Below are 22,745 nucleotides of genomic sequence, written 5' to 3'. Positions count from 1 at the left end.
CTGCTGATGAAATGAGGGGCAGGTCCGGCGGGCGCATTGAGTGGACCGCGATTTCAATTTGGAAGTCAGCGGCGTGCTGGAAGGAAAATGATATGAGCAAAGTCAGCGGCAGCAACGGCGGCGACTCCAAGAATACTCTGTATTGTTCATTCTGCGGCAAGAGCCAGCATGAAGTCCGGAAGCTTATTGCCGGACCGACCGTCTTCATCTGCGATGAATGCGTCGAGTTGTGCATGGACATCATCCGCGAGGAGAACAAGTCCTCGATGGTCAAGTCCCGCGACGGCGTGCCGACACCGCAGGACATCATCAAGGTTCTCGACGAATATGTCATCGGTCAGAGACAGGCGAAGAAGATCCTGTCGGTGGCTGTTCATAACCACTACAAGCGCCTGGCACATGCGTCCAAGAACGGCGATGTCGAACTGGCGAAGTCGAATATCATGCTCGTCGGCCCGACAGGCTGCGGCAAGACCTATCTTGCACAGACGTTGGCCCGTATCATCGACGTGCCTTTCACCATGGCTGACGCTACGACGCTGACTGAAGCCGGCTATGTTGGCGAAGACGTCGAAAACATCATCCTGAAGCTGCTGCAGGCTGCCGACTACAACGTCGAACGCGCCCAACGCGGCATCGTCTACATCGATGAAGTCGACAAGATCTCGCGCAAGTCGGACAATCCGTCGATCACCCGCGACGTTTCGGGCGAGGGCGTGCAGCAGGCTCTGTTGAAGATCATGGAAGGCACTGTCGCTTCGGTTCCTCCCCAGGGTGGCCGCAAGCATCCGCAGCAGGAATTCCTGCAGGTCGACACGACGAACATCCTGTTCATCTGCGGCGGCGCCTTTGCCGGTCTCGACAAGATCATCTCCGCCCGCGGCGAAAAGACCTCGATCGGCTTCAGTGCCGCTGTCAAGGCTCCCGATGACCGGCGCGTTGGCGAAGTGCTGCGCGAACTGGAGCCGGAAGACCTGGTCAAGTTCGGCCTGATCCCGGAATTCATCGGCCGTCTGCCTGTCCTGGCAACGCTGGAAGACCTGGATGAGGATGCGCTGATCCAAATCCTGTCGGAGCCGAAGAACGCGCTCGTCAAGCAGTATCAGCGCCTGTTCGAGATGGAAGACGTCGAATTGACCTTCCACGAGGATGCGTTGCGCGAAATCGCCCGCAGGGCGATCGTGCGCAAGACCGGTGCCCGCGGCCTGCGTTCGATCATGGAAAAGATCCTGCTCGACACCATGTTCGATCTGCCGGCGCTGGAAGGTGTTCGCGAAGTGGTCATTTCCGAAGAGGTCGTCCGCGGCTCCGCCCGACCGCTCTACATCTATGCCGATCGGCAGGAAGAAAAGGCCAACGCTACCGCCTGATCGCCGGATTCAAGGCCTAAATTTGGGGCTCGTCGTTGACGGGCCCCTTTCTATTTGAAAAATCGTACAGTTTCCTGATAAAGTCCGGGATAAGCTTATTGGAACGCCGACTAAACCGGTTGTGAAGAGCGCCCGCCGCGGCCATGATGGCATGATTCCGGGAATCCTCGGCGGATATCGATTTTTGCGTGCGGCTTTGGTCCTCCGGGTACCGCGTTGCCGTCAGTGTTCGAGTAGCCGGGGTCCGGTGTTTGTTGTTGCGTTCCTCCTCGTGAAATGCGCGTTTCGTTGTCTGGCGACGCGTCCTGCACGACTTGAAATAAATAATGTGAAGCTCCACTTCTAACCCAAGTGAGAGAGCCGGCTAATTCCCCCAAGCCGGCAGAGAGCCCGGGAACGGGACGACGGAAAGGAAATGACATGACTAAGAAAACGTCTGCGGCAAATGAGAGCATTGCCTATCCGGTATTGCCATTGCGCGACATCGTGGTTTTCCCCCACATGATCGTGCCGCTGTTCGTCGGACGGGAGAAGTCCATCCGCGCGCTGGAAGAGGTCATGGGGTCCGACAAGCAGATTATGCTCGTCACCCAGATCAATGCCAGTGATGACGATCCCGCTCCGGATGCAATCCACAGGGTCGGCACCGTAGCCAATGTGCTGCAGCTCCTGAAGCTCCCCGACGGTACCGTTAAGGTGCTGGTCGAAGGTCGGGCACGCGCAGAGATCGACGCTTATACGAGCCGCGAGGATTTTTACGAAGCCCTCGGCCATATCCTGCATGAGCCGAATGAAGATCCGGTCGAACTGGAGGCGCTGAGCCGCTCGGTCGTTTCGGAATTCGAAAGCTATGTAAAGCTCAACAAGAAGATTTCGCCGGAAGTGGTTGGTGCGGCCAGCCAGATCGATGATTATTCGAAGCTTGCCGATACGGTCGCTTCGCATCTGTCGATCAAGATCACCGAGAAGCAGGAGATGCTGGAAACCACCAGCGTCAAGGGCCGTCTGGAAAAGGCGCTCGGCTTCATGGAAGGCGAGATTTCGGTTCTGCAGGTCGAAAAGCGTATCCGCTCGCGCGTCAAGCGCCAGATGGAGAAGACCCAGCGCGAATACTATCTGAATGAGCAGATGAAGGCGATCCAGAAGGAGCTTGGCGACGGCGAAGAAGGCCGCGACGAGATGGCCGAACTGGAAGAGCGCATCTCCAAGACCAAGCTGTCCAAGGAAGCCAAGGAAAAGGCCGATGCGGAGCTGAAGAAGCTGCGTCAGATGAGCCCGATGTCGGCGGAAGCCACCGTCGTACGCAACTATCTCGATTGGCTGCTGGGCATCCCCTGGCACAAGAAGTCGAAGATCAAAACCGATTTGAACAATGCCGAGAAGATCCTCGAAGCGGATCATTTCGGTTTGGACAAGGTCAAGGAGCGTATCGTCGAGTATCTGGCCGTTCAGGCGCGCGCAACCAAGATCAAGGGCCCGATCCTGTGCCTCGTTGGCCCTCCGGGTGTCGGCAAGACCTCGCTCGCTCAGTCGATCGCCAAGGCTACCGGCCGTGAGTACGTCCGCATGGCTCTTGGTGGCGTTCGTGACGAAGCCGAAATCCGCGGTCACCGCCGCACCTATATCGGCTCGATGCCCGGCAAGATCATCCAGTCGATGAAGAAGGCCAAGAAGTCCAATCCGCTCTTCCTGCTCGACGAGGTCGACAAGATGGGTATGGATTTCCGCGGCGATCCGTCTTCGGCCCTGCTGGAAGTGCTGGACCCGGCGCAGAACTCGACCTTCATGGATCATTACCTGGAAGTCGAATACGATCTGTCTGACGTGATGTTCATCACGACGGCGAACACGCTGAATATCCCTGCGCCGCTGATGGACCGCATGGAGATCATCCGTATCGCCGGCTACACCGAAGACGAAAAGCGCGAAATCGCCAAGCGGCACCTGCTGCCGAAGGCCATCAAGGAACATGCGCTGCAGCCGAATGAATTTTCGGTCAGCGACGACGCCCTGATGGCGATCAGCCAGCAGTACACCCGCGAGGCTGGTGTCCGTAACTTCGAGCGTGAATTGATGAAGCTCGCCCGCAAGGCGGTCACCGAGATCATCAAGGGCAAGACCAAGTCCGTTGCGATTACCGCGGCGAATATCGACGAGTATCTCGGCGTTCCGCGCTTCCGCCACGGCGAAGCCGAGCGTGACGATCAGGTCGGTGTCGTAACCGGTCTCGCATGGACGGAAGTTGGCGGCGAGCTGCTGACGATCGAAGGCGTGATGATGCCCGGCAAGGGCCGCATGACGGTTACCGGCAACCTGAAGGAAGTCATGAAGGAATCGATTTCCGCGGCGGCCTCTTACGTCCGCTCGCGCGCCGTCGATTTCGGCGTCCAGCCGCCGCTCTTCGACAAGAGCGACATCCACGTGCACGTGCCGGAAGGTGCGACGCCGAAGGATGGTCCCTCGGCCGGCGTCGCCATGGCGACCGCCATCGTCTCGATCATGACCGGCATCCCGGTTTCCAAGGATGTCGCCATGACCGGTGAAATCACGCTGCGAGGCCGCGTGCTGCCGATCGGCGGCCTGAAGGAAAAGCTGCTTGCAGCGCTTCGCGGTGGCATCAAGAAGGTGCTGATTCCGGAGGAAAACGCCAAGGATCTGGCGGAGATTCCGGACAACGTGAAGAACAACATGGAGATCATCCCGGTATCCCGCATGGGCGAGGTGATCAAGCATGCGCTGGTCCGCAGGCCTGAGCCGATCGAGTGGGACGGCACCGTCGAAACACCCGTGATCGCAACGGTTGAAGGTGTCGACGATGTCGGAGCAACCATCGCACACTAAGCGTGCCTTCGCCTCATTTACGCCGAATTGACATAAAACCAGAAAAGACCGGCATTTTTGCCGGTCTTTTTTTGTGAAAAGCTTTTGACAGCGCTTGCTTTTCCTTGATTTGCAGGGCTTTTGGGGATTGCGGCGGGCTGGAGCATTCGTATTCTGCGCCCCGCTTACAAGATGAGTCGTTTCATACCAGTAGAAAGGGGTGGAAACATGAATAAGAATGAGCTCGTGTCCGCAGTGGCCGAGAAAGCCGGTATTACGAAGGCTGACGCTGCTTCCGCTGTTGATGCTGTTTTCGATACTGTCCAGGCTGAACTGAAGAAGGGCGGCGACATTCGTCTCGCAGGTTTCGGCAGCTTCACCGTTTCTCACCGTGCAGCCACGAAGGGTCGTAACCCGTCCACCGGCGCTGAGGTTGATATCGCGGCTCGCAACGTGCCGAAGTTCACGCCCGGCAAGGGCCTGAAGGACGCTGTCAACGGCTGATCCGTTTTCACCCGCCTATCGGGGCTTTTGCTCCATGGTGGAGGATATAGGGGGTTCGAAGCATTTCGAACCCCCTTTTTGTTGGCAGGCGGTGGTATCGCCACGCAGCCCTGAAGTTCAGTTCCGTATCGAATTCATATGGCGATCAAAGAAGCGTCCGCCCTCCGTTGACCGCAAATTTCTGACCTGTGAGGAAGTCTGCTTTGCTCGAGGCGAGGAATGCCACCATGTGGGCGACATCCTCCGGTGTTCCGAAATGTCTAAGCGGCGTTTGAGCGAGATAGCCATCGATCGACTGCTGTGACGCCCCTGCGTGACGTTCGACGGGAATCCAGCCGGGAGCTATGAGATTGACCGTGATTCCCTCCGGCGCAAGTTCTCGGGCCCAGGAACGAGTCATGGAAAGCATGGCGCCTTTTGCCGACGCATAGTTTCCGAAATAGGGATTGCCGAGTTCTGCGACTTCCGAGCCGATGTTGATGACGCGCCCTGACTTGCGCGCGCGCCAGTCCGGCAGCACGGCTTGAAGCAGCTCAAGCGGCGCTTTGACGAAGAACTGAAGCTGGTCGAGATGGGTCTGCCAGGATTGCTCCATCAGCGGCATTTCCGGCTGCGGCCCTGTCGCATTGTTTACGATCAGGTCTACGGGCCCTAGTGCCTCCCGGATTGCATTAAGGCCGTCGGTAAGCTGAGGTTTGTCAATGACGCTGAATTTTGCCGCATAGGCTTGGCCGCCCCGCTGCCGGATCGCGTCGACCACCGCATCCGCTCCGCGGGTATCGTTCGCATAGTTGACAGCCACCGCCCAACCCGCCTCCGCGAGTTCCCGCGCGATAACTGCTCCAAGTCCGCGCGATGCGCCGGTTACGAGAGCCACTTTCATTGAATTTTCCTCCCTGGATTCTGCGTTCGAGACAGACAGCTGCCGCGCGTAGTTTTCGAGTGCCGGCCGAGGCCTGACAAATCATGGCCGGGTCCGTGCCCGGCCACCTGTTTTCCGAGAAACTCGTGCCGTTACCAGCGATGATGAACGTGCGGGGCGATCAGGCGCTCGTAGATCTCGCGCGTTGCCGACATGACATCGACCGAAAGTGGCGCGAGGTCGGCGGCGGCGGCATTGGCCTTGGCCTGCTCGGCATTGCGGGCGCCGGGGATGACGACCGTGACCGCTTCATTCATCAGGATCCAGCGCAGCGCGAAGGCCGCCATGCTGGCGCCTGCGGGGACCAGCTTGCGGACTTCTTCGACCGCCTGCAGGCCGACGTCGAAGGGCACGCCGGCAAAGGTCTCGCCGACATCGAAGGCTTCGCCGTGGCGGTTGAAGTTGCGATGATCGTCGCTGGCGAACTGAGTGTCGCGGGTGATCTTGCCGGAAAGCAGGCCGGAAGCGAGCGGCACGCGCGCGATGACCGCAACTTGTCTGCGCTTGGCCTCCTTGAAGAACAGATGGTCAGGACGCTGGCGGAAGATGTTGTAGATGATCTGGATGCTGAGCACGCCGGGATATTCAATCGCCTTCAATGCCTCCTCGACATTCGAGACACTGACACCGTATCCCTTGATCTTTCCGGCCTTCTGCAATTCGTCGAGGCCAGCAAAGACTTCCGGGCGGTAGAGCACCTCCGTCGGCGGGCAATGCAGTTGCACCAGATCCAGGCTGTCGACTCCGAGGTTTTTCAGGCTGCGGTCGATAAAACCTTCGAGATTGGCCTTGTTGTAGCCGTCGGCGACATGCGGGTTCAGTCGGCGGCCGGCCTTGGTCGCGACCATGGGACGCGTGCCGCCGCGCGCCTTCAGCACATCGGCGATGATTTTTTCCGAGCGGCCGTCGCCATAGACGTCAGCCGTGTCGATGAAGGTCATGCCGGCGTCAAGAGCGGCATTCAATGCAGCGCGGCCGTCTGCCTCGCTAACATCGCCCCAGGCGCCGCCGATCTGCCAGGCTCCGAAGCCGACATCCGTAACGATAAAGGGCGTGCGGCCGAAAGCATGGTGTCTCATGAAAATGTCTCCGTTCGTGATGAAATCGCCAAGGCACTACCAGCCGCCCACAGCGCGGACAAGCCTATGGCGAAGCTCCAAGATCGCAATTGCGTGACATAGGAGTATGACAGCAGCCGGCAATAGACGAAAGCGTTGGATGACCGATGCCACAAGGTATTCATTGAACTCGTATTTCCCTAAAAGAGGGTGCCAGATATCTGACGATGACCGGAGCTTATGCCCTCTTTCAGCTTCATCCATGCCGCCGACCTGCATCTCGGCAGTCCCTTCCAGGGGCTGGCGTTGAAGGATGCTGCCGTCGCCTCCGTTTTCGTGGAGGCCAGCCGCAAGGCTTTTTCGACACTGGTCGGGCTGGCGATCGAGAAACAGGTCGATTTCTTCCTGATCGCCGGCGATGTCTATGACGGTGATTGGAAGGACAACAAAATCGGCCTGTTCTTCAATCGGGAAATGGCACGGTTGGAGCGGGCAGGCATTCCGGTCTATCTGCTGCGCGGTAATCACGACGCCGCCAGCGTCATCACCAAGACCATCACGCTGCCTTCCAATGTCCACGAATTCCCAACGAATAAGCCCGGCTCGGTGAAGCTGGAGGCACTGCAAGTAGCGCTGCACGGGCAAGGCTTTGCCGAGCGCTCGGCCAATGACAATCTGGCGCTGGCTTATCCCGCCCCAGTGTCCGGCTGGTTCAACATCGGCATCCTCCACACATCGCTCACCGGCCGCGAGCCGCACGCGCCCTATGCGCCGTGCTCGGTCGATGACTTGCGGTCGCGCGGCTACGACTATTGGGCGCTCGGCCATGTGCACGACTATGAGGTGGTGGCGAGCGACCCGCTGGTGATCTTTCCGGGCAATCTGCAGGGCCGCAGCATCCGCGAGCGCGGGGCCAAGGGCGCTGTTCTGGTCACCGTTGAGGAGGGTCGTATCAGCCATGAACGCCTGATCGTCGACGAGGCGCGGTTTGGGCAGGTCGATATATCCGTCGACCCCGAGGATGATCAGGCAGCGATCCTACGCCGCGTCGAGCTGGCAGTGCAGCCGCTTGCCGATGATATGGCGGGGCGCATGATGGCGCTACGCGTCCGGCTGTCGGGTATCACGCCGCTGCAGGGCGCCATTGCGGCCAACCGCCAGCAATGGCGCGACGAAGTCGAGGCCGCCTGCCATCGCGTGCACGAGGATATCTGGCTGGAGAAGCTGGAGCTGCGGCTGGATCCACCTGTCGCGCGTGCGGTGGAGGCCAACGGCACACTCGATCTCGGGCAATTGCTGGCCGAACATGTCGGCGATGCGGATATTGTGGCGGAAGCGAACAGGCTTGTCGGTGAGATCGCGATACGCTTACCGTCCGGCCTGGGTGCGGCGGCCCTGCCGCTGGATGACAGCGTCGAGATGTTGATCGAGGAGGCGCGGCAATTGCTGCTGGCGCGCGGGCAGGGGGCAGGCTGACCGATGCGCTTCAATCGGCTCGACATTCTCCGCTACGGGGCGCTGACCGACCGCACGCTCGATTTTCGCGCCGGCGCGAAGCTGCATGTCATCTACGGGCCGAACGAGGCCGGCAAGTCCTCGGCGCTCAGCGCCATTTCCGATCTCCTTTTCGGCTTTCCCGTTGCGGCCGAACAAAGCTTTCTGCATGAGCCGACAAGCTTGCGTGTCGGCGCGGCGATCAGCACTTGTGATGGTGCGACACTCGCTTTTCGCCGTCGTCGCGGGCGCAAGAACACTTTGCTAGCTCCTGACGATAAGGAGACGCCGCTTGCCGAAGATGCCTTGGCGCCGTTCCTTGGCAATTTGAGCCGCGACGTTTTCGAGCGCGCTTTCGGTCTCGATTCTCTCCGATTGCGGCAAGGGGCGACGGCCATGCTGCACAGCGGCGGAGAGATCGGCAGCCTGTTGTTTTCCGCCGCCTCCGGCCTCACGGGCCTCTCACGTCTGCGGCAGTCTCTTGAGGGTGAAGCGGACGGCATCTTCGCCCAGCGGCGGTCGAAGGATCGCGGTTTTTACCGGGCGCTGGACCGCCACGACGAGGCTCGCAAGACCGAACGCGACAATGAGCTCAAATCCGGCGACTGGAAAAAGCTGCTGGCGGAATCCGCGGAGCTCGAAGCCGAGCTTGAGCGCCTGCAGGACCAGCGCCATCAGACGCGACAGGCGCTCGACCGATCGCAGAGGTTAAAGACGCTGCAGCCGCTGTTAACCGAAATCGATGGCGAGATGGCGGCACTTGATCGCCTCGCCGATCTTGCCGTGATACCGGATGGTTTTGCGGATCGGCTGGAGCAGAGTCTCAACGACAAGCGCTCTGCCGAGGACGAGCTGCGCCGTGCCCAGCAGCTGGCCAAGCGTACCGGCGAAGAGCTGTCGTCGATTGAGATAGACGAAAATCTGCTGCAGATATCGGACGATATCACGCAGCTCTTTGCCGATACCGGCAACTACCGCAGCCAGCGACATGATCTGCCGCGCGTCGATCAGGAGTTGGCAGGTTACGACACGGTGCTTGCCCAACTCGCCCGCCGGCTTGGCTTTGCCGACGTCGCGCAGGTGGACAAGCGGCAGCCGAGCGATGCCGACCGCGCCCGCCTCTCCGAACTGGTCGAAGGAGGCAGGCGTTTGCTCCTCCAGGGCCAGGGGATCGCAGAGCAAGTGGACAGCGAGCGCAGACAACTGGCGGCGCTGGAGAAAGACAGTCTCGCGGGCCGCCTGATCGATCCCCGGTCCTATATCGACCAATTGGAGGCATTGTCCGGCGATCTCTCCACTCTTGCCCGTCTCGATGCGCTGGAGACACATATTCGCCGCATCAAAACGGACCTTCAGGAGGCCGCCGGTCGCTTGCGCCCACCGGTTGCCGATATCGAAGGGCTCTTTGCCGCGCCGCTGCCGGATGGCGCCGAGATCGCCGCGCATCGCGAAACGATCGACGCCATCCGTGGCAGTCTGCGCGAGGCGTCCGACAAGGCGCGCGTCCATGATGAGCAGTTGGCCGAGATCGAGCAGGCGCTGGAGGATGCCGAGCGCACCGGCCCGATCGTCACGCGTGAACAGATCGCCGACGTGCGCGACGCTCGTGATGTCCTATGGCAATCGATCCGCGATGGGTTTGCGGATGGTGGCCCAGCCCCAGATGGCAAAACAATTGCCACCTTCACGACAAGCCTTGTCGAAGCGGATCGCTTGGCCGATGCGGCATTGAGTGACGCGGACCGTGTTTCGCGCCACGCGGACAATCGGTTGCGTCAGGCGCGGCTGCAAAGGGAGCGCGAGGCTGCGGCAAAGCGACTGCGACAGTGCGAAGAAACATTGGCAAAGGCACTTGCGATCTTTGCGGCTCTATTCGAGCCCTGCGGTGTCACCGCCCTCGATCCTGCGGCCATGCTGGAGTGGCGACGCGCGGTCGAAGCACTGTTCCGGGAGCGCCGCGCTCTGCGCGATCTGCTGGACGAGCGGGATGAAGCTGCCCTTGCTGAAGCGCGTGTCTCACCGGCCCTGAAGGATATCGCCGACGCCACCGGCTACAGAAGCGGCCGGCTGCCACCGAGTGCGATAGCGGAGGGGCTACGAAAACATCTCCGTCTGCTTTCGGGGTATTGGAGTGAGAGTCGCACACGCGAGGGCGAGATCGTCTCGGCACGCGACCGGCTGACACGTCTTGGCGAGCAGCAGCAGGATATCGAGCGTCGGCAGGCCGCTTGGCGCGATACCTTCGGCAAGGCAATCCTGCCGTTCGGTCTTCCCGCAGATGCGACACTGGAGATGGCGGCCGCCGCTTTGAAGGCATGGACCGAGCTGCCGGATGTTCTGGCGGAGCACGACAACCGCCAGCGCCGCGTCAGCGGCATGCGCCGCGACATGGCCGATTTCGAGCGGCGTCTCGCAACGCTTGCCGCAAGCGCCGGCTATGAACTCGACCACCTGCCGCCGGACGCCGCGGCCGAGGCGCTGCACGCCCGCGTCAATGCGATGCGCGCTGAACAGAAGAAGCGCGACCGGCTCGACGAGGAGCGTCAGCAAGGGGAGGCGCAGGCTATCCGCTGTGGCGAGGCGTTTGCGATGGTGATGGCCGATCTTGCCCGTCTAACGGCCGATCTGCCCGAGAATGTCGATCTGCTGGCATTGCTGTCGCGCCTGCGCGAGCGTGCCCGGCTGAATACGCGGTTGATGGAAAGTCGAAACCGTTTCCGCCAACAGGCCGACGGCGACAACGAGGACGAAACTCGCGCCCAGCTCGCCGGCTTCGAGCGCGTCGCCGCGGAACTGGAGATCGAACGGTTGACCGCCGAAGATCTCCGGCAATTCACTGCGCATGGTGAACTCATGGCGCGCCTTGCGGAAAACCAGCGCCAGCGGCGTGCGCTGGAGACCGGGGTCAGCGCCGAACATGCCGTCTTCGAAAAACTCTCCGCCGAGCAGGAGGCCAAGGATCTGGCGCGGCAATGGGTGGTGCTGAAACTCGCGGCACGGATGTTGGCAAGCTCGATGGACGCCTATCGCGCGCAGCAGGCCGATCCGGTCATCACGCGGGCAGGGGATTTGTTCTCGCTGCTGACCGGCCACCGCTTCACGCGACTGGTCGAGGAGCACGACGAAAAGGACATTTTGCAATTGCTGGCGGAGCGTTCGGGCGGCGAGCGTGTGCCACTGGAGGGCTTGAGCGAGGGCACTGGCGATCAGCTTTATCTCGCCTTGCGGCTCGCTTTCCTCGAAGATTATTCGTCCCGCAACGAGCCCGCGCCGTTGATCGTCGACGATATCTTCCAGACTTTCGACGATGATCGTGTCAGCGCTGGCCTCAAGGCGCTCGCCGGCACGGCGGAGCGTTTCCAGACCATTCTCTTCACCCATGAAATGAGCCTGGTAGAGATTGCCAAACGGGAGATCGGCAAGGATCTGGATCTGATCCAACTGTAAAGCGTCAGGCAAATCATCGGCGTTGTCGCTTGGATGACGTCATTGAATGACATAGGCTGGCGGCAGAGAACGAGGTGCGGCAAGACGCCGCCATATCGGCAAAATCAGGAGAAACGCCGTGGAGATCAAGCCTAATGGATCGCGCCCTTCGCTCAAGGCGCCGGCCGAATATTTCACCGGCATCGTACACCAGGAACCATTGATGCAGGCGCCGGCACCGGCTCGCGTCCAGGTCGTCAATGTCAGCTTCGACCCAGCCGCCCGCACGGCCTGGCATACGCATCCCTTTGGCCAAACGCTGGTGGTGACATCCGGCAAAGGCCTTGCGCAGAGTTGGGGCGGTGAAATCCGGGAAATCAACGCCGGCGACGTCCTCTGGTTTGCGCCGGGCGAAAAACACTGGCACGGCGCGGGGCCGGATAGCGCATTGACGCACATCGCCATTCAGGAAATGCAGGACGGCAAGGCCGCCGACTGGATGGAATATGTAACCGAGGAGCAGTATCGCGGATAAAGGCGGCTCGATCGGTTTGCAAACACGGCGGTTCCTTCAGCCCGTGACGGGCGCTGAGACCTTACATCGACGGGATATGCAGCTTCGTCCCTGGCAAAATCTTCGGGTCAGATTTGTCCCGGCTGTACGCTGGATTGATCGCCCGGTCCGCAAAGGTCTGGGTGCCGTGCAGCCGGCGCAAATTGTCTTTCTCTCGTTCGAATCGCTTTTTCCGCTCCCCCGATTTGTCCGATCCCCTTGAAACCGATTCATGGTGGTAGAGGCAGGCAAACGGCGTCCATATGATGCGAAAACCGGCCTTGTGGGCGCGCAGGCAATAGTCGACGTCATTATAGGCGACGGCGAAATTCTCTTCATCGAACGTCCCGATTGCTTCGGCGCAGTCGCCGGAAATCAGCATCACCGCACCTGTCACGCAGGTCATCGAGTTGCGGACATGTAGCCTGTTCATCGGACCGCCGAATTCCTTGGGCTTGTTCATGTACCAATGACCCGCCAGCCCACCGAAGCCGACGATGACGCCGGCATGCTGGATCTTGTCGTTCGGATAGAGGAGCTTGGCGCCGACGATGCCAGTCCCCTCGTAGGCGAGACAGGCCACCATCTCCTTCAGCCAGCCTGGATCGACAATTTCGACGTCGTTGTTGAGGATCAGATAATGCTCGCCCTTGGCGGCGCGCAGACCGCGATTGATCGACCGGGAGAAATTGAAGGGCTCCGGCGTGATCGAGGCTGAAAACTGCGGATGCTTTTTGCGGTAGTGCTCGTAGAGATCCAGAACGGTTTTGTCCGAAGAACCGTTGTCGATGACAAGCACCTCGAAATTGGCATAGTCCGTTCGCTCGAAGATATCCTTCAGCACCCTGGAAATCAGGTCGAGACTATCCTTGCTGGGAATAATGATGGAGATCTTCGGCCATGAATTCTCCGGACGCTCGAACACCACGCGATGCAAAGTATTCGTCAATGCCCCCTCGACGCGAATGGACTGCTGTTGGCGCTCAAATCGTTCGACAAGCGCTTTTCTGGCGTTGGTGGTCGCAGCATCCATGAATTTTCGCGAATAGGTGCGGCCATTGCGCCGCCACCAATAGGCAGGGTAGGGCAGGTGAAGGATGGTATTGTCGGGCAATCCTTCCAGATAGCGCAGCAGGAGGTCGTAGTCCTGAGAGCCGTCAAATCCGGTGCGGAGATGGCCGATCTCCTGAAGCCGGCTGCGGCGATAGATGGAGAAATGGTTGATGTAGTTGACGCCTGTCAGAAGAACGGTGTCATAGGCAGGTTTCAACATCAGACCCGTGGGCTTCAGCGTATCGTCGACAACCAGTTCGTCCGTGTATAGGAAGTTCGCATTCGGATTCTGCTCGAACGTGTGTCGCACGACTTTGAAGGCATGAGGGGCGATCACGTCGTCATGGTCCAGGAAAGCGACCCAGAGACCGCGCGCGTGCAAAAGTCCGGCATTGGTGGCGGCCGCTATGCCGCCGTTCTTCTCGTTCAGAACGAAACGGACATTGTCTTTCGATCTTTGCGTCTCATACCATCGCCGTGTTTCCGGCGAGGTCGATCCGTCATCGCTCAGAATGAGCTCCGTACCCTCTTCGTTTTGTGCTTCGAAGGATCTTACGAGATCGTCGAGATACCGAGACGGCGCGTTGTAGACCGGAACGACAACGCTCAGCCACAGTCCCTGCGTCGAGGAAACAGGTAGTGCAATGAGATCGGAGGCAAGCCGATAGCTCGCCTCCGCATATTGAATCGCCGTGCCCGGCGAACGCTTTCCGAAGGGCAGCTTCGGTATCTTCGTCCAGTATTGCGCCAGTTTGCCGAGATCGATCCGTTCGGCTTGCCCATGCGCACTGAGTAGAGCTGAAATATGCTTCTCGGCTGATTTGGCCGACGAAAATGCCGCAACATCGAAGCTGAACGTGGTTGGGAAACTTGCCGGGTCGGCGCGCAGCGAGCAGATGGTGCCGACGGCACCCACGTCGGCTGTGACTATGAAGCGACGCCCTGCCGGCAACGCGACCGCATCCTTTTCCCGGAAGCCGCGACCGCGATTGACGTAGAACTTCGGGTCGATGGCTTCATCGGTGCCGGCTATATGAATGACGACTAGCTTTTTTCTGACGGGTGCGAATCGAATTTCGAAGGCAGGATCGTCGCCAAGGGATTTCCAAAGATTGGAATTCGTATTGGGAGAAATCTCTTGTTCAAGATCGTCGTTTGGTAAAATCTTAAGTGTCATTGATTTCTTAATATCCAAATCCCAGCAGCGGATAGCGCCTCCATGGCTGGCCATCAAGCCATATCACCAAGTTCATCGAAACGTATGCCTGGAAATGCCAGCGTCGCGCTTTGGCGCATTTTTTCTATGGACTGTAATGTGGCATTGCGCGCGATAATTCGCCGGTCTCCATCCTCCACAAGCTGATCGATTGCCATCAGCCATTCCTCCATTGTGTTTGCAATGTGAAACTCTCCGGCGACGGCACAACGTGCAAAAGTCGTGCAGCGGGAAAATATGGCTGCGGCCCCCATGCGGCTTATATCGATCCGCTTGGTGTCCGCCCGGCTATCATTGGTCCTTCCCGCCAAGAGCGGCGCCAAGGCAATGTCGGCGCCATGATCTGTGGTCCTCGCGAGGTAGGACGACCACGGCAACTGCGGGGTTATCGTCATTCTGCCTGGCTCAATGTCCTGGCGCTTCCATCGGCGCGCAAGATTGCCATCGGCAAAAACCTCGAAATGCAAATTCCCGTGCTTGCGCATTGCCGAGCTGACGATCGGCATCAGGAACTCATGCTCATGGCGGTGAATACCGGTCGCATGATAGACCATCTTCAGTGACGCAGCCGTTCGCCCGGTGATCTCAGCTGATTTCCGTGCCGGCCACGCAGGCATCGGCGCAAGGATCTCCACCGTGTGGCCCGCATTCGCGAGTGTGCCCGCGAGGGCCTCCGTCGATGCCCATAGGTGAGTCAGTAATCGGTTGAGGCGCGGGAGCGGCCGGACTGCAAAATTGAGCAGCCTGAATTTATAAGGCCAACTCGCTTCGTCGCCTGTGACGACGGCGGGGATATCGTCGTCAACGAAATACGCTACCCCCGCCAGGCGGTCACGCCTGTCCTCCAGCCAGCGCAATTGTGGCTCCTTGATATAGCGGCAGATGATGACAAAAAGCCCTTCAGCATCGACGTCATCCAATCTGTCGTCGAGCCCCTTCACGACGATCGGAATATTGGCAAGGGCTTTGGTTCGCTCATCCAGATAATAGCTGGCACTGGGATTAGGGTATCGCGATAGGATGAGAAGTCGTTTTGCAGTGCCCCCCATACTGTCAAGAGATGTCGCTGAAGGCTGCGGCCTGGGTATCAATCCGTAGACGATGTCGCGCAGACTTTGCATGGATGATCGACCGAGCGTGATCACCCTAGACGATTTCGCACCGTTGTCAGCAGCCCGACAACGATGCCCCAAATCACTAAGGTCGCCCCCAAAACGCCACCGATCCAGAGCGCGCGTTTAGGATATTGAGCTTCATCCGGCAGGTCCGGCGCAAGAAACGTGTCGAGATAAAGGAGCTGTTGTTTGCTGACAAACTGCACTTGCTCCAGCGTCCTCATGCTCGCAGCGAATTGCTGTTCGGCCAGGCTTTGCTCCAACTCTCGCTGAGACATATCGACCGATACGTCGGCAAGGTTCTGCTCGGATTTATTCTGCCCTGCCACCTGGCTGTTCAGATCGTCCAGTTGCTTTTGCTTGCTGTCGATTTCGCGCTTCAGAACCTTCATCTGTGGCGCATTGGGCGATACTGTTCCAAGCTGCGCATCGTATTTCTGCTGAAGGTTGACTCTGTCCGTCTGAACGTTCGTGATCAAACCCGTGAGGATTGCCGATGATCCCTCGACGCTGAGGACGCCGGTTTGATTGCGGGCAAGCTGAAGCTGCTCCCGTGTTTTCTGCAGTTGATTCTTTGCATTCTCCAAATTGGTTTGAGCGGTGGCGATGACATCGCGCCAGATGCGGTTATTGACGTCGTTGACCACGGCTTCGGCAGCAGCAACAACCTCTTGCAATACCTTCTGTGCATCGCCGGCCGAAAAGGCACGGGCCTTGACCGTCACGATACCGCTGTTCGCGTCGGTTTTGACGGAGACCATATCTTCCCAATAGTCGAGCATCTTTTCCGACGTCGCATCCTGTTTTAGCCTCGCCAGCGGGTCGATCGCCGGGTTTCCGTAAAGCTTTTGGAAATCGACCTTGGCCTGAAGAGCAGCCACCATGTCCTTGCTGGTGATGAAATTGGTAACGATCTGCGTATTTTGAACAATTTGCGCTGAAGGCAGGCCGGTTACCTTGGCCAATTGGTCCTTCCCCAGTGCCGGGGTCGATGACCGGACGGTAAAGCGCGTTTCCGACTGGTATTGATTCGAAGCAACGCGTGTAAAGTAATAGATCGAAGCGGCGTTCGGAATAACAAGAAGCAATACCGTACAAGCCAATATCATCCTGCCGAGAATTTGTTCCAGCGGGCGCGGACGTAATCCGACTACCTTGAAGATCTGACTTCGCTTCGATGTCGAAAAGCGCAATTTGCGCGCAGTCACCGACAGTTTTGCGGCGACATCGCGGCTGTGCTGGATCGCACTGAGCTGAACAGTTTCAGACGTCTTTCCGGTATCGTGAGCCATATTGGACCTTGTTGACAATCCGTCGCATCTTATCTGTTCAATCTGTAGTACGCTTCGATAGCCTGTTCGACCTTGTCGAAAATCATAAGTCTGCCGTCGACGAGCACCATTCCCTTATCGCAATGCTTTTTGATCATGCTCATACTGTGCGAGATCATAATGATGTCGGAATATTTCCGCCGGCTCTCAAATGCAACGCGACAGCGTTCCTGGAACCGAGCGTCGCCCACGGCCAAAACTTCATCGACCAGATAGCAGTCGAATTCGATCGCCATGGAAAGCCCGAAGGCCAATCGTGCCCCCATGCCGGAAGAATAGGTGCGCACCGGTGCATTGATATAGTCGCCAAGTTCCGCGAACTCTTCGACAAAACGGGAGACTCGCCTGACATCTTCGCCATAGGCGCGGGCGACAAAATGAAGATTCGCGCGGCCAGTCATATAGGGATTGAAGCCGCTGGCGAGGCCCAACGGCCAGGACACGCGAACGTCTTTGGTGATCCTGCCTGAATTTGCCAGCATCGTGCCAGCAATCATCCGCATCGTCGTGGACTTTCCAGCGCCGTTCACGCCGAGTAGGCCATAGGAATAGCCAGACATGAATTCGCAGCTCACGCGATCCAAGATCACCTTTTTGCTATTTTGGGTCTTGAAGTGTTTCGATACGTTTTTGAAGCGGATCATCGCGCATTACCCACTTATATCTGATGATCCTGCACGGACGCCCAGATCAACGAAAGGGTTGTCCAGAGAACGGCCAAGCCAAGCAAAATGATCAGTGGTGTGGTGATCCGGTGAGGAAAGACGGCTTCGTCCGGAAGCGCCGGATTTACGAAAACGGCCAGGTAAAGCGACTTGCGAAGCGCTTCGGCAAGCACAGTGTCGTAGTTCCTCTGGGAGGCCTCATAGAGCTTCTCCGCAATCATCCGATTTGTGTCGAGCTTGGAGTATTCCAGCAGCGCCTTGGCAAGACTTGCATTTTCCGGTCCGGTCAGCTCCGCTTTCTTCTTGTCGATCTGAGCGTCAAGGCTTTGCAGGGCAAGGGTCAGTTGCTGATAGGTCGGAGAGCCCTCGGCATGTGACTGCTTCATCACAAAAAGGCGCGTTTCAAATTCGAGCTTCTGCGCAAGGAGTCCCGTCAGCAGTGTGCTGCTGTCCTTGGCTTGAGTCTCCGGACTAAGAAGCCCGGATTGATGCTGAAATTGATTGAGCGCGATCAAGGTGTCGTTATAGGCTTTCCCGCTTTTCTCAAGATCCGCCTGCATGCTCTGCACGATGTCGTTGCGTGCGCGTTGCGAGAGCTCGTTGATCAGCGATTCGCTCTCTTGGATGATGGCGTTGGAGAGCTTTACGGAATCGTCGGGCGCGAATGCGCGCACCTTCAAGGTGATGATGCCGGAAGACACATCGATGTAGGCAGTGACGTGGTTTTCCCAATAGTCCAGAAAGTCCTCATCGGAATCCGAGGAGCGGAAGCGAGATAGAAAATCCGCATCCTGCCGCGCGAACATGGATCGATAGTCGATTTTCTCGCCGATCCGTTTGAGGATCTCTGTGGAGTGAATGAAGCTCGTGACGACGTAAGCATCCTGCGATGCAGAACGCATGCTGAGGAGGCCTGCCGCCCCGCCGCCGCTATTGTCGGATCCGCCGCTACCGTCGCCCTTGTCGTCTGAGCTGGTGAGAGCACGGACGGCGAAGCGGGATTCGGCAACGTACTGATCCGAAGCAATGAAGACGAAATAGATCAAACTCGCCAGAAACGGCAGGATAACGATGAATAAAAAACTGAGGAGCCGAAGCGGCGGCTTGCCGCCGGATTGTGGTATGGGATCCTGGATACCAGGCGCCGGTATATACTCGATGTCTTCGAGATCATTCTGCTGGCGCCGCTCGGGTACCCTTCGCCGAAACAACGACGGCAGGATGTGCCGCGCCGGTTTCACCGGCGAATATTGGTGATCGATCGTCTCTTCAATGGCTATTTTGGGCATGTCGGCTTGCACTCGTTTTCCGCAATTCCGGCGCGGTTGGTTTCATCGCCTCACGCACATAATGATCAAAAATAAGGTCTTCCTCGAGCATCAGTTCGGCAATATGCAACGAGCGCAATCTTGTCGCAACGTCCTCCAGAGCGGTGTGTCGGGAGAGCAGCGGAAGATCGTTTATGGAAATGCCGAATAGCTCACCAATCGCGTCCTGAAAATGAAGGCTGTCGGCATCATGCCCGACGATGGTGAAACGTGAGAGTAGGTCGATCGCCGCAGCGACGTCGCTGCGCGCGACGAGTTGTTCCGGGGTGGTCGCGACCAGCTGGCGGGTAACGGGGGACACCAGAACGTTTCTGACATTCTGTGGTGCTTTCTTGAGCGCCGATTTGAGGGATGCCTCACTTTCGAGGTTGACTTCAGCGAAGTGTTCGGCCGCTGGCGCCAGGATGATCTTATCTCGGTCGCCAAAGAAGGAGATCTGGGTTTTTGCCATTCGTTTCAAAAGAAATATGCGCAGGGCCAATTCGTAATAAGGATCCGCGAGCAGAACGATGGCCTTGAATCCCTTGTCGAGAAACTCCTCATAATTCCGCAGCAGCAGCCGCCCACTGATATAGATCGATTGGATGGCGTTGAGATGAAAGGCCTGGAGAGCGGTTTCGTGGCCGAAGCGCTCTACGGACGACAGCTCATATTGGAAATGGCGGCCGCAGTGGTGGTCGAATTTGGCCATGGGCAGGAGCTGTGTTTCCAGCCGCAAGATCTTCAGCGGAACCGGTTGCGACACCTGTGGTCGCCGATAGATCAACAATCCCGACTTGGCGTCGTGGATCATCAGCGTGCTTCGCTCGGCAATACCCGGAATGATCGTCGTGTCCAATTTGAAACCGACCCGCCCGTTCTCGTGTCGACCCGAGTCGACAACCGCCTGCTTGATTTGATCGCAGGGCAAGACCATCAGCTCGCCGTCCGCATCGGATATCCTGATATGCGGCAAATCGGAAAAGCCGTCCGGAATGAGATAGCCTTCCAGAACCGTACCCCGATCATATTCGAGATTAAACAGCACGGATGCCCTCCGGCGTCTCAACCCTATCGGCACGGAAGGAGCACCGGCCTTCAAAAACCGTCAAATTGCTATATGTGCCTTCAAACACGTCAAGATTATCCAAAATACTCTCGGTGTTGAGCTTGGGCATGCATGTCTCTGTTACGGAGCCGCATGCGTTTTGCGCGCCAAGAGAGAAAAGCACGGTCCGCCGGGATGGCCGAAGTTCTGATCCTTGACTACGATGTCGCCGTATCCAAGCTTCTCCAATAGCGTCAATATGTCGTCTCTATGCATCCAGAAATGCCGATCCTTCATACCACCACAGAAGGACGCGTTCGAGTTGGCGTGCTGGTAGCTGCGTTCGTAATAGCGTACCGGAATGCCCTCGATAATCTTCGTTTCGACCTTTCCGCTGAAAGGATTGCGGCGCACGTCACCCGCTGGCATCGCCTCTTCGAGAAAAAAATGCGTCCAGATAAAGACGGCATTTGCGCGGCTGGCCAACAGTCTCAAAAATTCTCCGGGATCGGCCATATGATAGAGGACGCCCGAAGCGACAGCAAAATCATAAACTTCGTCGTGCCCGGTGAGCCACGCCTGAATATCGCCCAACAGAAACGAAGCGGTGCTGATATCGAGAATCTGCCTTGTCACCAGACATCGCAGGAAACAAAGCCGATTTGCCTCGATAGCGTCGATTCGCGCCGGACGCTCGCGGTGCAGCATATAGGTATGCATCCCTTCCAGCGGTCCGACTTCCAGGATCTTCTTCCCCTCAATCGAGCCAAACGATCGCAGGGCCCAATCTATTCGGTCATCCGCATAAAGATGATGTTTTCCGGCATTCAAATTAAGGGCGGCGGGAAAGGCGCTATTCCAGCCGGGAAGGGCGTCAATCGCATTCTGATGATCAGGCTTGCCTTGCTCGTATTGGTCAAATATCGCCTCCAGAGAATTCCCTGGCGTCCTTTTCTTGGATCGCTTCGCAAAACCGAGCATTGACAGCACCTTCATTTCCATCGGTATTTTGTCCAGTTTCGAGGCGCCTCTAAGCCGGTATAACAGGCCGAACTTCGGTCGCCGTTTTCCAAACTATCGCAGCATCTTCCTTGGTCGGCACAATCCGCGTCACAATCTTTTTCGGGGCCTTGCGGCCATCCCAAAGACTTGTTCCAATTTTCCTTGCTCTCATGGCAATCCCGCAAAGGATGAATCCGACGCTGTGCTAATCCTGGGTTGTTTTATACGCCCGCCCATGCGTTAGTCACGGTTTAGAGCCCAAGGCTGTGATAGGCAAGGGCGCCCTCATAAAAAGGAAGAGGCGCTCGGATCCGTTTTTTCGTGAGTTTCCGACATGGAAGATTTTAGATTTCGCTTAAAGTCATTACTTAACGGATTCCTTTATCATTCAGTGAATATTAATTTAAATTGTTCAGAAAACGCTGGCATAAATTGCGTTATTTGCGTTTCCGGCCTATATCACAGGTGGCCGAACGGCCGTTACGTAAGTTGAGAAGTATGGTCATAAGATCGCACACGAATTTTTTTGACGGCGTTTGTACTGAATCGGCTTGTTGAGGGGCTCCCATTATGCTTTTCAAGGCGCCGACGGATTTTATGAATAATGCGCTGGTCTGACCGACTCGATCACGGCAGCCGATATTAATTTTTGAGGTTATTCAATTGATTCGCGTAGGAGCGGCGGTACTAGTTTGCGTAGTTCTGGCGGGGTGTAATTCCGTCTCGAGCGAAGGGCCTCTGGCCGGCGCGATAGATGATGACGCTGGGCAATCGGGCGCCGAACTTGGGCGCAAGAATGCAGCCGTTTTCGATGTTGTCGACATAGACAGTCGTACAGCGCGTCTTGTCTCCGACTATGTTTCCAGCGCACTCAATCGTCGGTTCGGAATAGGCGGCTCTGTCGGACGGGTTGTTATCGGTGTCGGCGATTCGTTGAAAGTGACCATCTTTGAGGCAGGCGCCGACGGCTTGTTCTCGACGGCTCAGTCGAAGCAGGTGTCGCTGGATATTGTTGTTCAGCCGGATGGGACTGCGGCGATCCCCTATGCTGGTACAGTCAAATTTGCGGGCAAGACGCTGGAGCAGGCCCGTCAAGCGATTTTGGCAGCGCTGGCCACCAAGGCGGTGGAGCCCGATGTTATCGTAACGAGCACCGGAACGGCATCGCGCACCGTGACCGTTTCCGGCGCTGTCGGCCGTCCCTCGCTGGTTCCTCTGGATTTGACCGGCGAAAAGATCACGCAGGTAATCGCCAAGGCGGGTGGACCGGTCACCCAGCCTTATGAAACATATGTAACGTTGGTTCGGGGCAACAGGACCGGAACGGCTCTTCTAAAGTCGATCATCGAGCATCCTACCGAAGATATTTATGTCCAGCCTGGCGACCAGATCTTCCTCGTACGTGATCCCAGGACCTTTAGCCTGCTTGGTGCCATCAAGGGTGATGGCCGTCTCGAGTTCGGGGCCAATGATCTGAATCTGTTGGAGGCCGTCGCTTTGGGCCATGGCGCGATCGATGAAGCGGCCAACGCACAAGGATTTTTCCTGTTCCGTTACGAAGAACCGGAAATCGTTCAGAGCCTGCTCGGCGCCGCTCGCTTTCAAGAGCTCGTGCGCAAGGGAATGTCGCCGGATTCCAAGGGACGCTATCCGATCGTCTATAAATTCGACATGTCGCATCCCGACAGTCTCATCGTCGGCCAGACGTTCCCCGTCAAGAGCCGCGACGTCATCTATGTATCGCGTCATCCCTCAGTCGACATTCGGAAATTCCTGACGCTTGTCGGTACGCCCCTCAATATAGCCTCTCAGGGTGCTGCGACGGCGGTCAATCTGGGGCAATGATGTTGGCGAGGCGCGC

General features: G+C 57.9%; 16 protein-coding genes. 7 read left to right on the top strand and 9 right to left on the bottom strand.

All coding sequences use genetic code 11. The features are described from left to right. Nucleotides 1-92 precede the first annotated feature (92 nt). The 3 genes from clpX to hupB all read left to right on the top strand — a co-directional run bounded on the left by clpX (nucleotide 93) and on the right by hupB (nucleotide 4,694). Complete coding sequence (gene clpX / locus FHT86_RS09390; RefSeq protein WP_133706540.1) at nucleotides 93-1,370, top strand: ATP-dependent Clp protease ATP-binding subunit ClpX; 1,278 nt, start codon at nucleotides 93-95, stop codon at nucleotides 1,368-1,370. Nucleotides 1,371-1,790: 420 nt separating this feature from the next. After that, nucleotides 1,791-4,211, top strand: coding sequence for an endopeptidase La (gene lon / locus FHT86_RS09385; protein ID WP_133706539.1), 2,421 nt, complete (start codon nucleotides 1,791-1,793; stop codon nucleotides 4,209-4,211). Between the two features lie 207 nt (nucleotides 4,212-4,418). Beyond that, nucleotides 4,419-4,694, top strand: a complete 276-nt coding sequence (hupB, locus tag FHT86_RS09380; protein WP_120703827.1) for a DNA-binding protein HupB — start codon at nucleotides 4,419-4,421, stop codon at nucleotides 4,692-4,694. Between the two features lie 145 nt (nucleotides 4,695-4,839). Here the strand turns inward: hupB and FHT86_RS09375 are convergent, their stop codons facing one another. Both FHT86_RS09375 and FHT86_RS09370 read right to left on the bottom strand, forming a co-directional pair. Then, the gene (locus FHT86_RS09375) at nucleotides 4,840-5,577 is read right to left on the bottom strand and encodes an SDR family oxidoreductase (protein WP_133706538.1); all 738 of its coding nucleotides are present in this window, start codon (nucleotides 5,575-5,577) and stop codon (nucleotides 4,840-4,842) included. Nucleotides 5,578-5,708: 131 nt separating this feature from the next. Next, nucleotides 5,709-6,695 (bottom strand): aldo/keto reductase, encoded by a 987-nt coding sequence (locus FHT86_RS09370; RefSeq protein ID WP_133706537.1) that lies wholly within the window; start codon nucleotides 6,693-6,695, stop codon nucleotides 5,709-5,711. Between the two features lie 219 nt (nucleotides 6,696-6,914). Here FHT86_RS09370 and FHT86_RS09365 point away from each other — a divergent pair, with 219 nt between their 5' ends. The 3 genes from FHT86_RS09365 to FHT86_RS09355 all read left to right on the top strand — a co-directional run bounded on the left by FHT86_RS09365 (nucleotide 6,915) and on the right by FHT86_RS09355 (nucleotide 12,129). Further along, the gene (locus FHT86_RS09365) at nucleotides 6,915-8,150 is read left to right on the top strand and encodes an exonuclease SbcCD subunit D (RefSeq protein ID WP_133706536.1); all 1,236 of its coding nucleotides are present in this window, start codon (nucleotides 6,915-6,917) and stop codon (nucleotides 8,148-8,150) included. 3 nt (nucleotides 8,151-8,153) lie between these two features. Beyond that, nucleotides 8,154-11,615, top strand: coding sequence for a YhaN family protein (locus tag FHT86_RS09360; RefSeq protein WP_133706535.1), 3,462 nt, complete (start codon nucleotides 8,154-8,156; stop codon nucleotides 11,613-11,615). A gap of 118 nt (nucleotides 11,616-11,733) precedes the next feature. Continuing rightward, the gene (locus FHT86_RS09355) at nucleotides 11,734-12,129 is read left to right on the top strand and encodes a cupin domain-containing protein (RefSeq protein WP_133706534.1); all 396 of its coding nucleotides are present in this window, start codon (nucleotides 11,734-11,736) and stop codon (nucleotides 12,127-12,129) included. Nucleotides 12,130-12,190: 61 nt separating this feature from the next. On the opposite strand, the gene FHT86_RS09350 is transcribed toward FHT86_RS09355, so the two are convergent. The 7 genes from FHT86_RS09350 to FHT86_RS09320 form a co-directional block, all read right to left on the bottom strand. Continuing rightward, nucleotides 12,191-14,377, bottom strand: coding sequence for a glycosyltransferase family 2 protein (locus tag FHT86_RS09350; protein ID WP_183868564.1), 2,187 nt, complete (start codon nucleotides 14,375-14,377; stop codon nucleotides 12,191-12,193). Nucleotides 14,378-14,430: 53 nt separating this feature from the next. After that, nucleotides 14,431-15,561, bottom strand: coding sequence for a hypothetical protein (locus tag FHT86_RS09345; protein WP_312862265.1), 1,131 nt, complete (start codon nucleotides 15,559-15,561; stop codon nucleotides 14,431-14,433). Further along, a complete protein-coding gene (locus FHT86_RS09340) occupies nucleotides 15,558-16,823 on the bottom strand; it encodes a capsule biosynthesis protein (RefSeq protein WP_133706532.1) in 1,266 nt (421 codons plus the stop codon). Before FHT86_RS09340 ends, FHT86_RS09345 begins: the two co-directional genes overlap by 4 nt. A gap of 29 nt (nucleotides 16,824-16,852) precedes the next feature. Then, complete coding sequence (locus FHT86_RS09335) at nucleotides 16,853-17,506, bottom strand: ABC transporter ATP-binding protein (protein WP_133706531.1); 654 nt, start codon at nucleotides 17,504-17,506, stop codon at nucleotides 16,853-16,855. A 14-nt stretch (nucleotides 17,507-17,520) separates the two neighbouring features. After that, nucleotides 17,521-18,816, bottom strand: a complete 1,296-nt coding sequence (locus tag FHT86_RS09330; RefSeq protein WP_133706530.1) for a capsule biosynthesis protein — start codon at nucleotides 18,814-18,816, stop codon at nucleotides 17,521-17,523. Then, complete coding sequence (locus FHT86_RS09325) at nucleotides 18,797-19,882, bottom strand: hypothetical protein (RefSeq protein WP_133706529.1); 1,086 nt, start codon at nucleotides 19,880-19,882, stop codon at nucleotides 18,797-18,799. Before FHT86_RS09325 ends, FHT86_RS09330 begins: the two co-directional genes overlap by 20 nt. 141 nt (nucleotides 19,883-20,023) lie before the next feature. Beyond that, nucleotides 20,024-20,884, bottom strand: a complete 861-nt coding sequence (locus tag FHT86_RS09320; protein WP_246779413.1) for a class I SAM-dependent methyltransferase — start codon at nucleotides 20,882-20,884, stop codon at nucleotides 20,024-20,026. Nucleotides 20,885-21,550: 666 nt separating this feature from the next. On the opposite strand from FHT86_RS09320, the gene FHT86_RS09315 reads away from it, so the two are divergent. Beyond that, complete coding sequence (locus FHT86_RS09315) at nucleotides 21,551-22,729, top strand: polysaccharide biosynthesis/export family protein (RefSeq protein ID WP_133707117.1); 1,179 nt, start codon at nucleotides 21,551-21,553, stop codon at nucleotides 22,727-22,729. The last annotated feature ends 16 nt before the right edge of the window (nucleotides 22,730-22,745 follow it).

It is taken from the genome of Rhizobium sp. BK313 (genome assembly GCF_014193655.1).
Lineage (GTDB): Bacteria > Pseudomonadota > Alphaproteobacteria > Rhizobiales > Rhizobiaceae > Rhizobium.
Note: the sequence above shows the minus strand (reverse complement) of the source record. Positions and strands in the feature narration are given on the sequence as shown.

Coding starts and splice junctions, on each gene's coding strand:
- clpX (WP_133706540.1), top strand. CDS start 93: ATGAGCAAAGTCAGCGGCAGCAACGGCGGCGACTCCAAGAATACTCTG.
- lon (WP_133706539.1), top strand. CDS start 1,791: ATGACTAAGAAAACGTCTGCGGCAAATGAGAGCATTGCCTATCCGGTA.
- hupB (WP_120703827.1), top strand. CDS start 4,419: ATGAATAAGAATGAGCTCGTGTCCGCAGTGGCCGAGAAAGCCGGTATT.
- FHT86_RS09375 (WP_133706538.1), bottom strand. CDS start 5,577: ATGAAAGTGGCTCTCGTAACCGGCGCATCGCGCGGACTTGGAGCAGTT.
- FHT86_RS09370 (WP_133706537.1), bottom strand. CDS start 6,695: ATGAGACACCATGCTTTCGGCCGCACGCCCTTTATCGTTACGGATGTC.
- FHT86_RS09365 (WP_133706536.1), top strand. CDS start 6,915: ATGCCCTCTTTCAGCTTCATCCATGCCGCCGACCTGCATCTCGGCAGT.
- FHT86_RS09360 (WP_133706535.1), top strand. CDS start 8,154: ATGCGCTTCAATCGGCTCGACATTCTCCGCTACGGGGCGCTGACCGAC.
- FHT86_RS09350 (WP_183868564.1), bottom strand. CDS start 14,377: ATGACACTTAAGATTTTACCAAACGACGATCTTGAACAAGAGATTTCT.
- FHT86_RS09340 (WP_133706532.1), bottom strand. CDS start 16,823: ATGGCTCACGATACCGGAAAGACGTCTGAAACTGTTCAGCTCAGTGCG.
- FHT86_RS09335 (WP_133706531.1), bottom strand. CDS start 17,506: ATGATCCGCTTCAAAAACGTATCGAAACACTTCAAGACCCAAAATAGC.
- FHT86_RS09330 (WP_133706530.1), bottom strand. CDS start 18,816: ATGCCCAAAATAGCCATTGAAGAGACGATCGATCACCAATATTCGCCG.
- FHT86_RS09320 (WP_246779413.1), bottom strand. CDS start 20,884: ATGGAAATGAAGGTGCTGTCAATGCTCGGTTTTGCGAAGCGATCCAAG.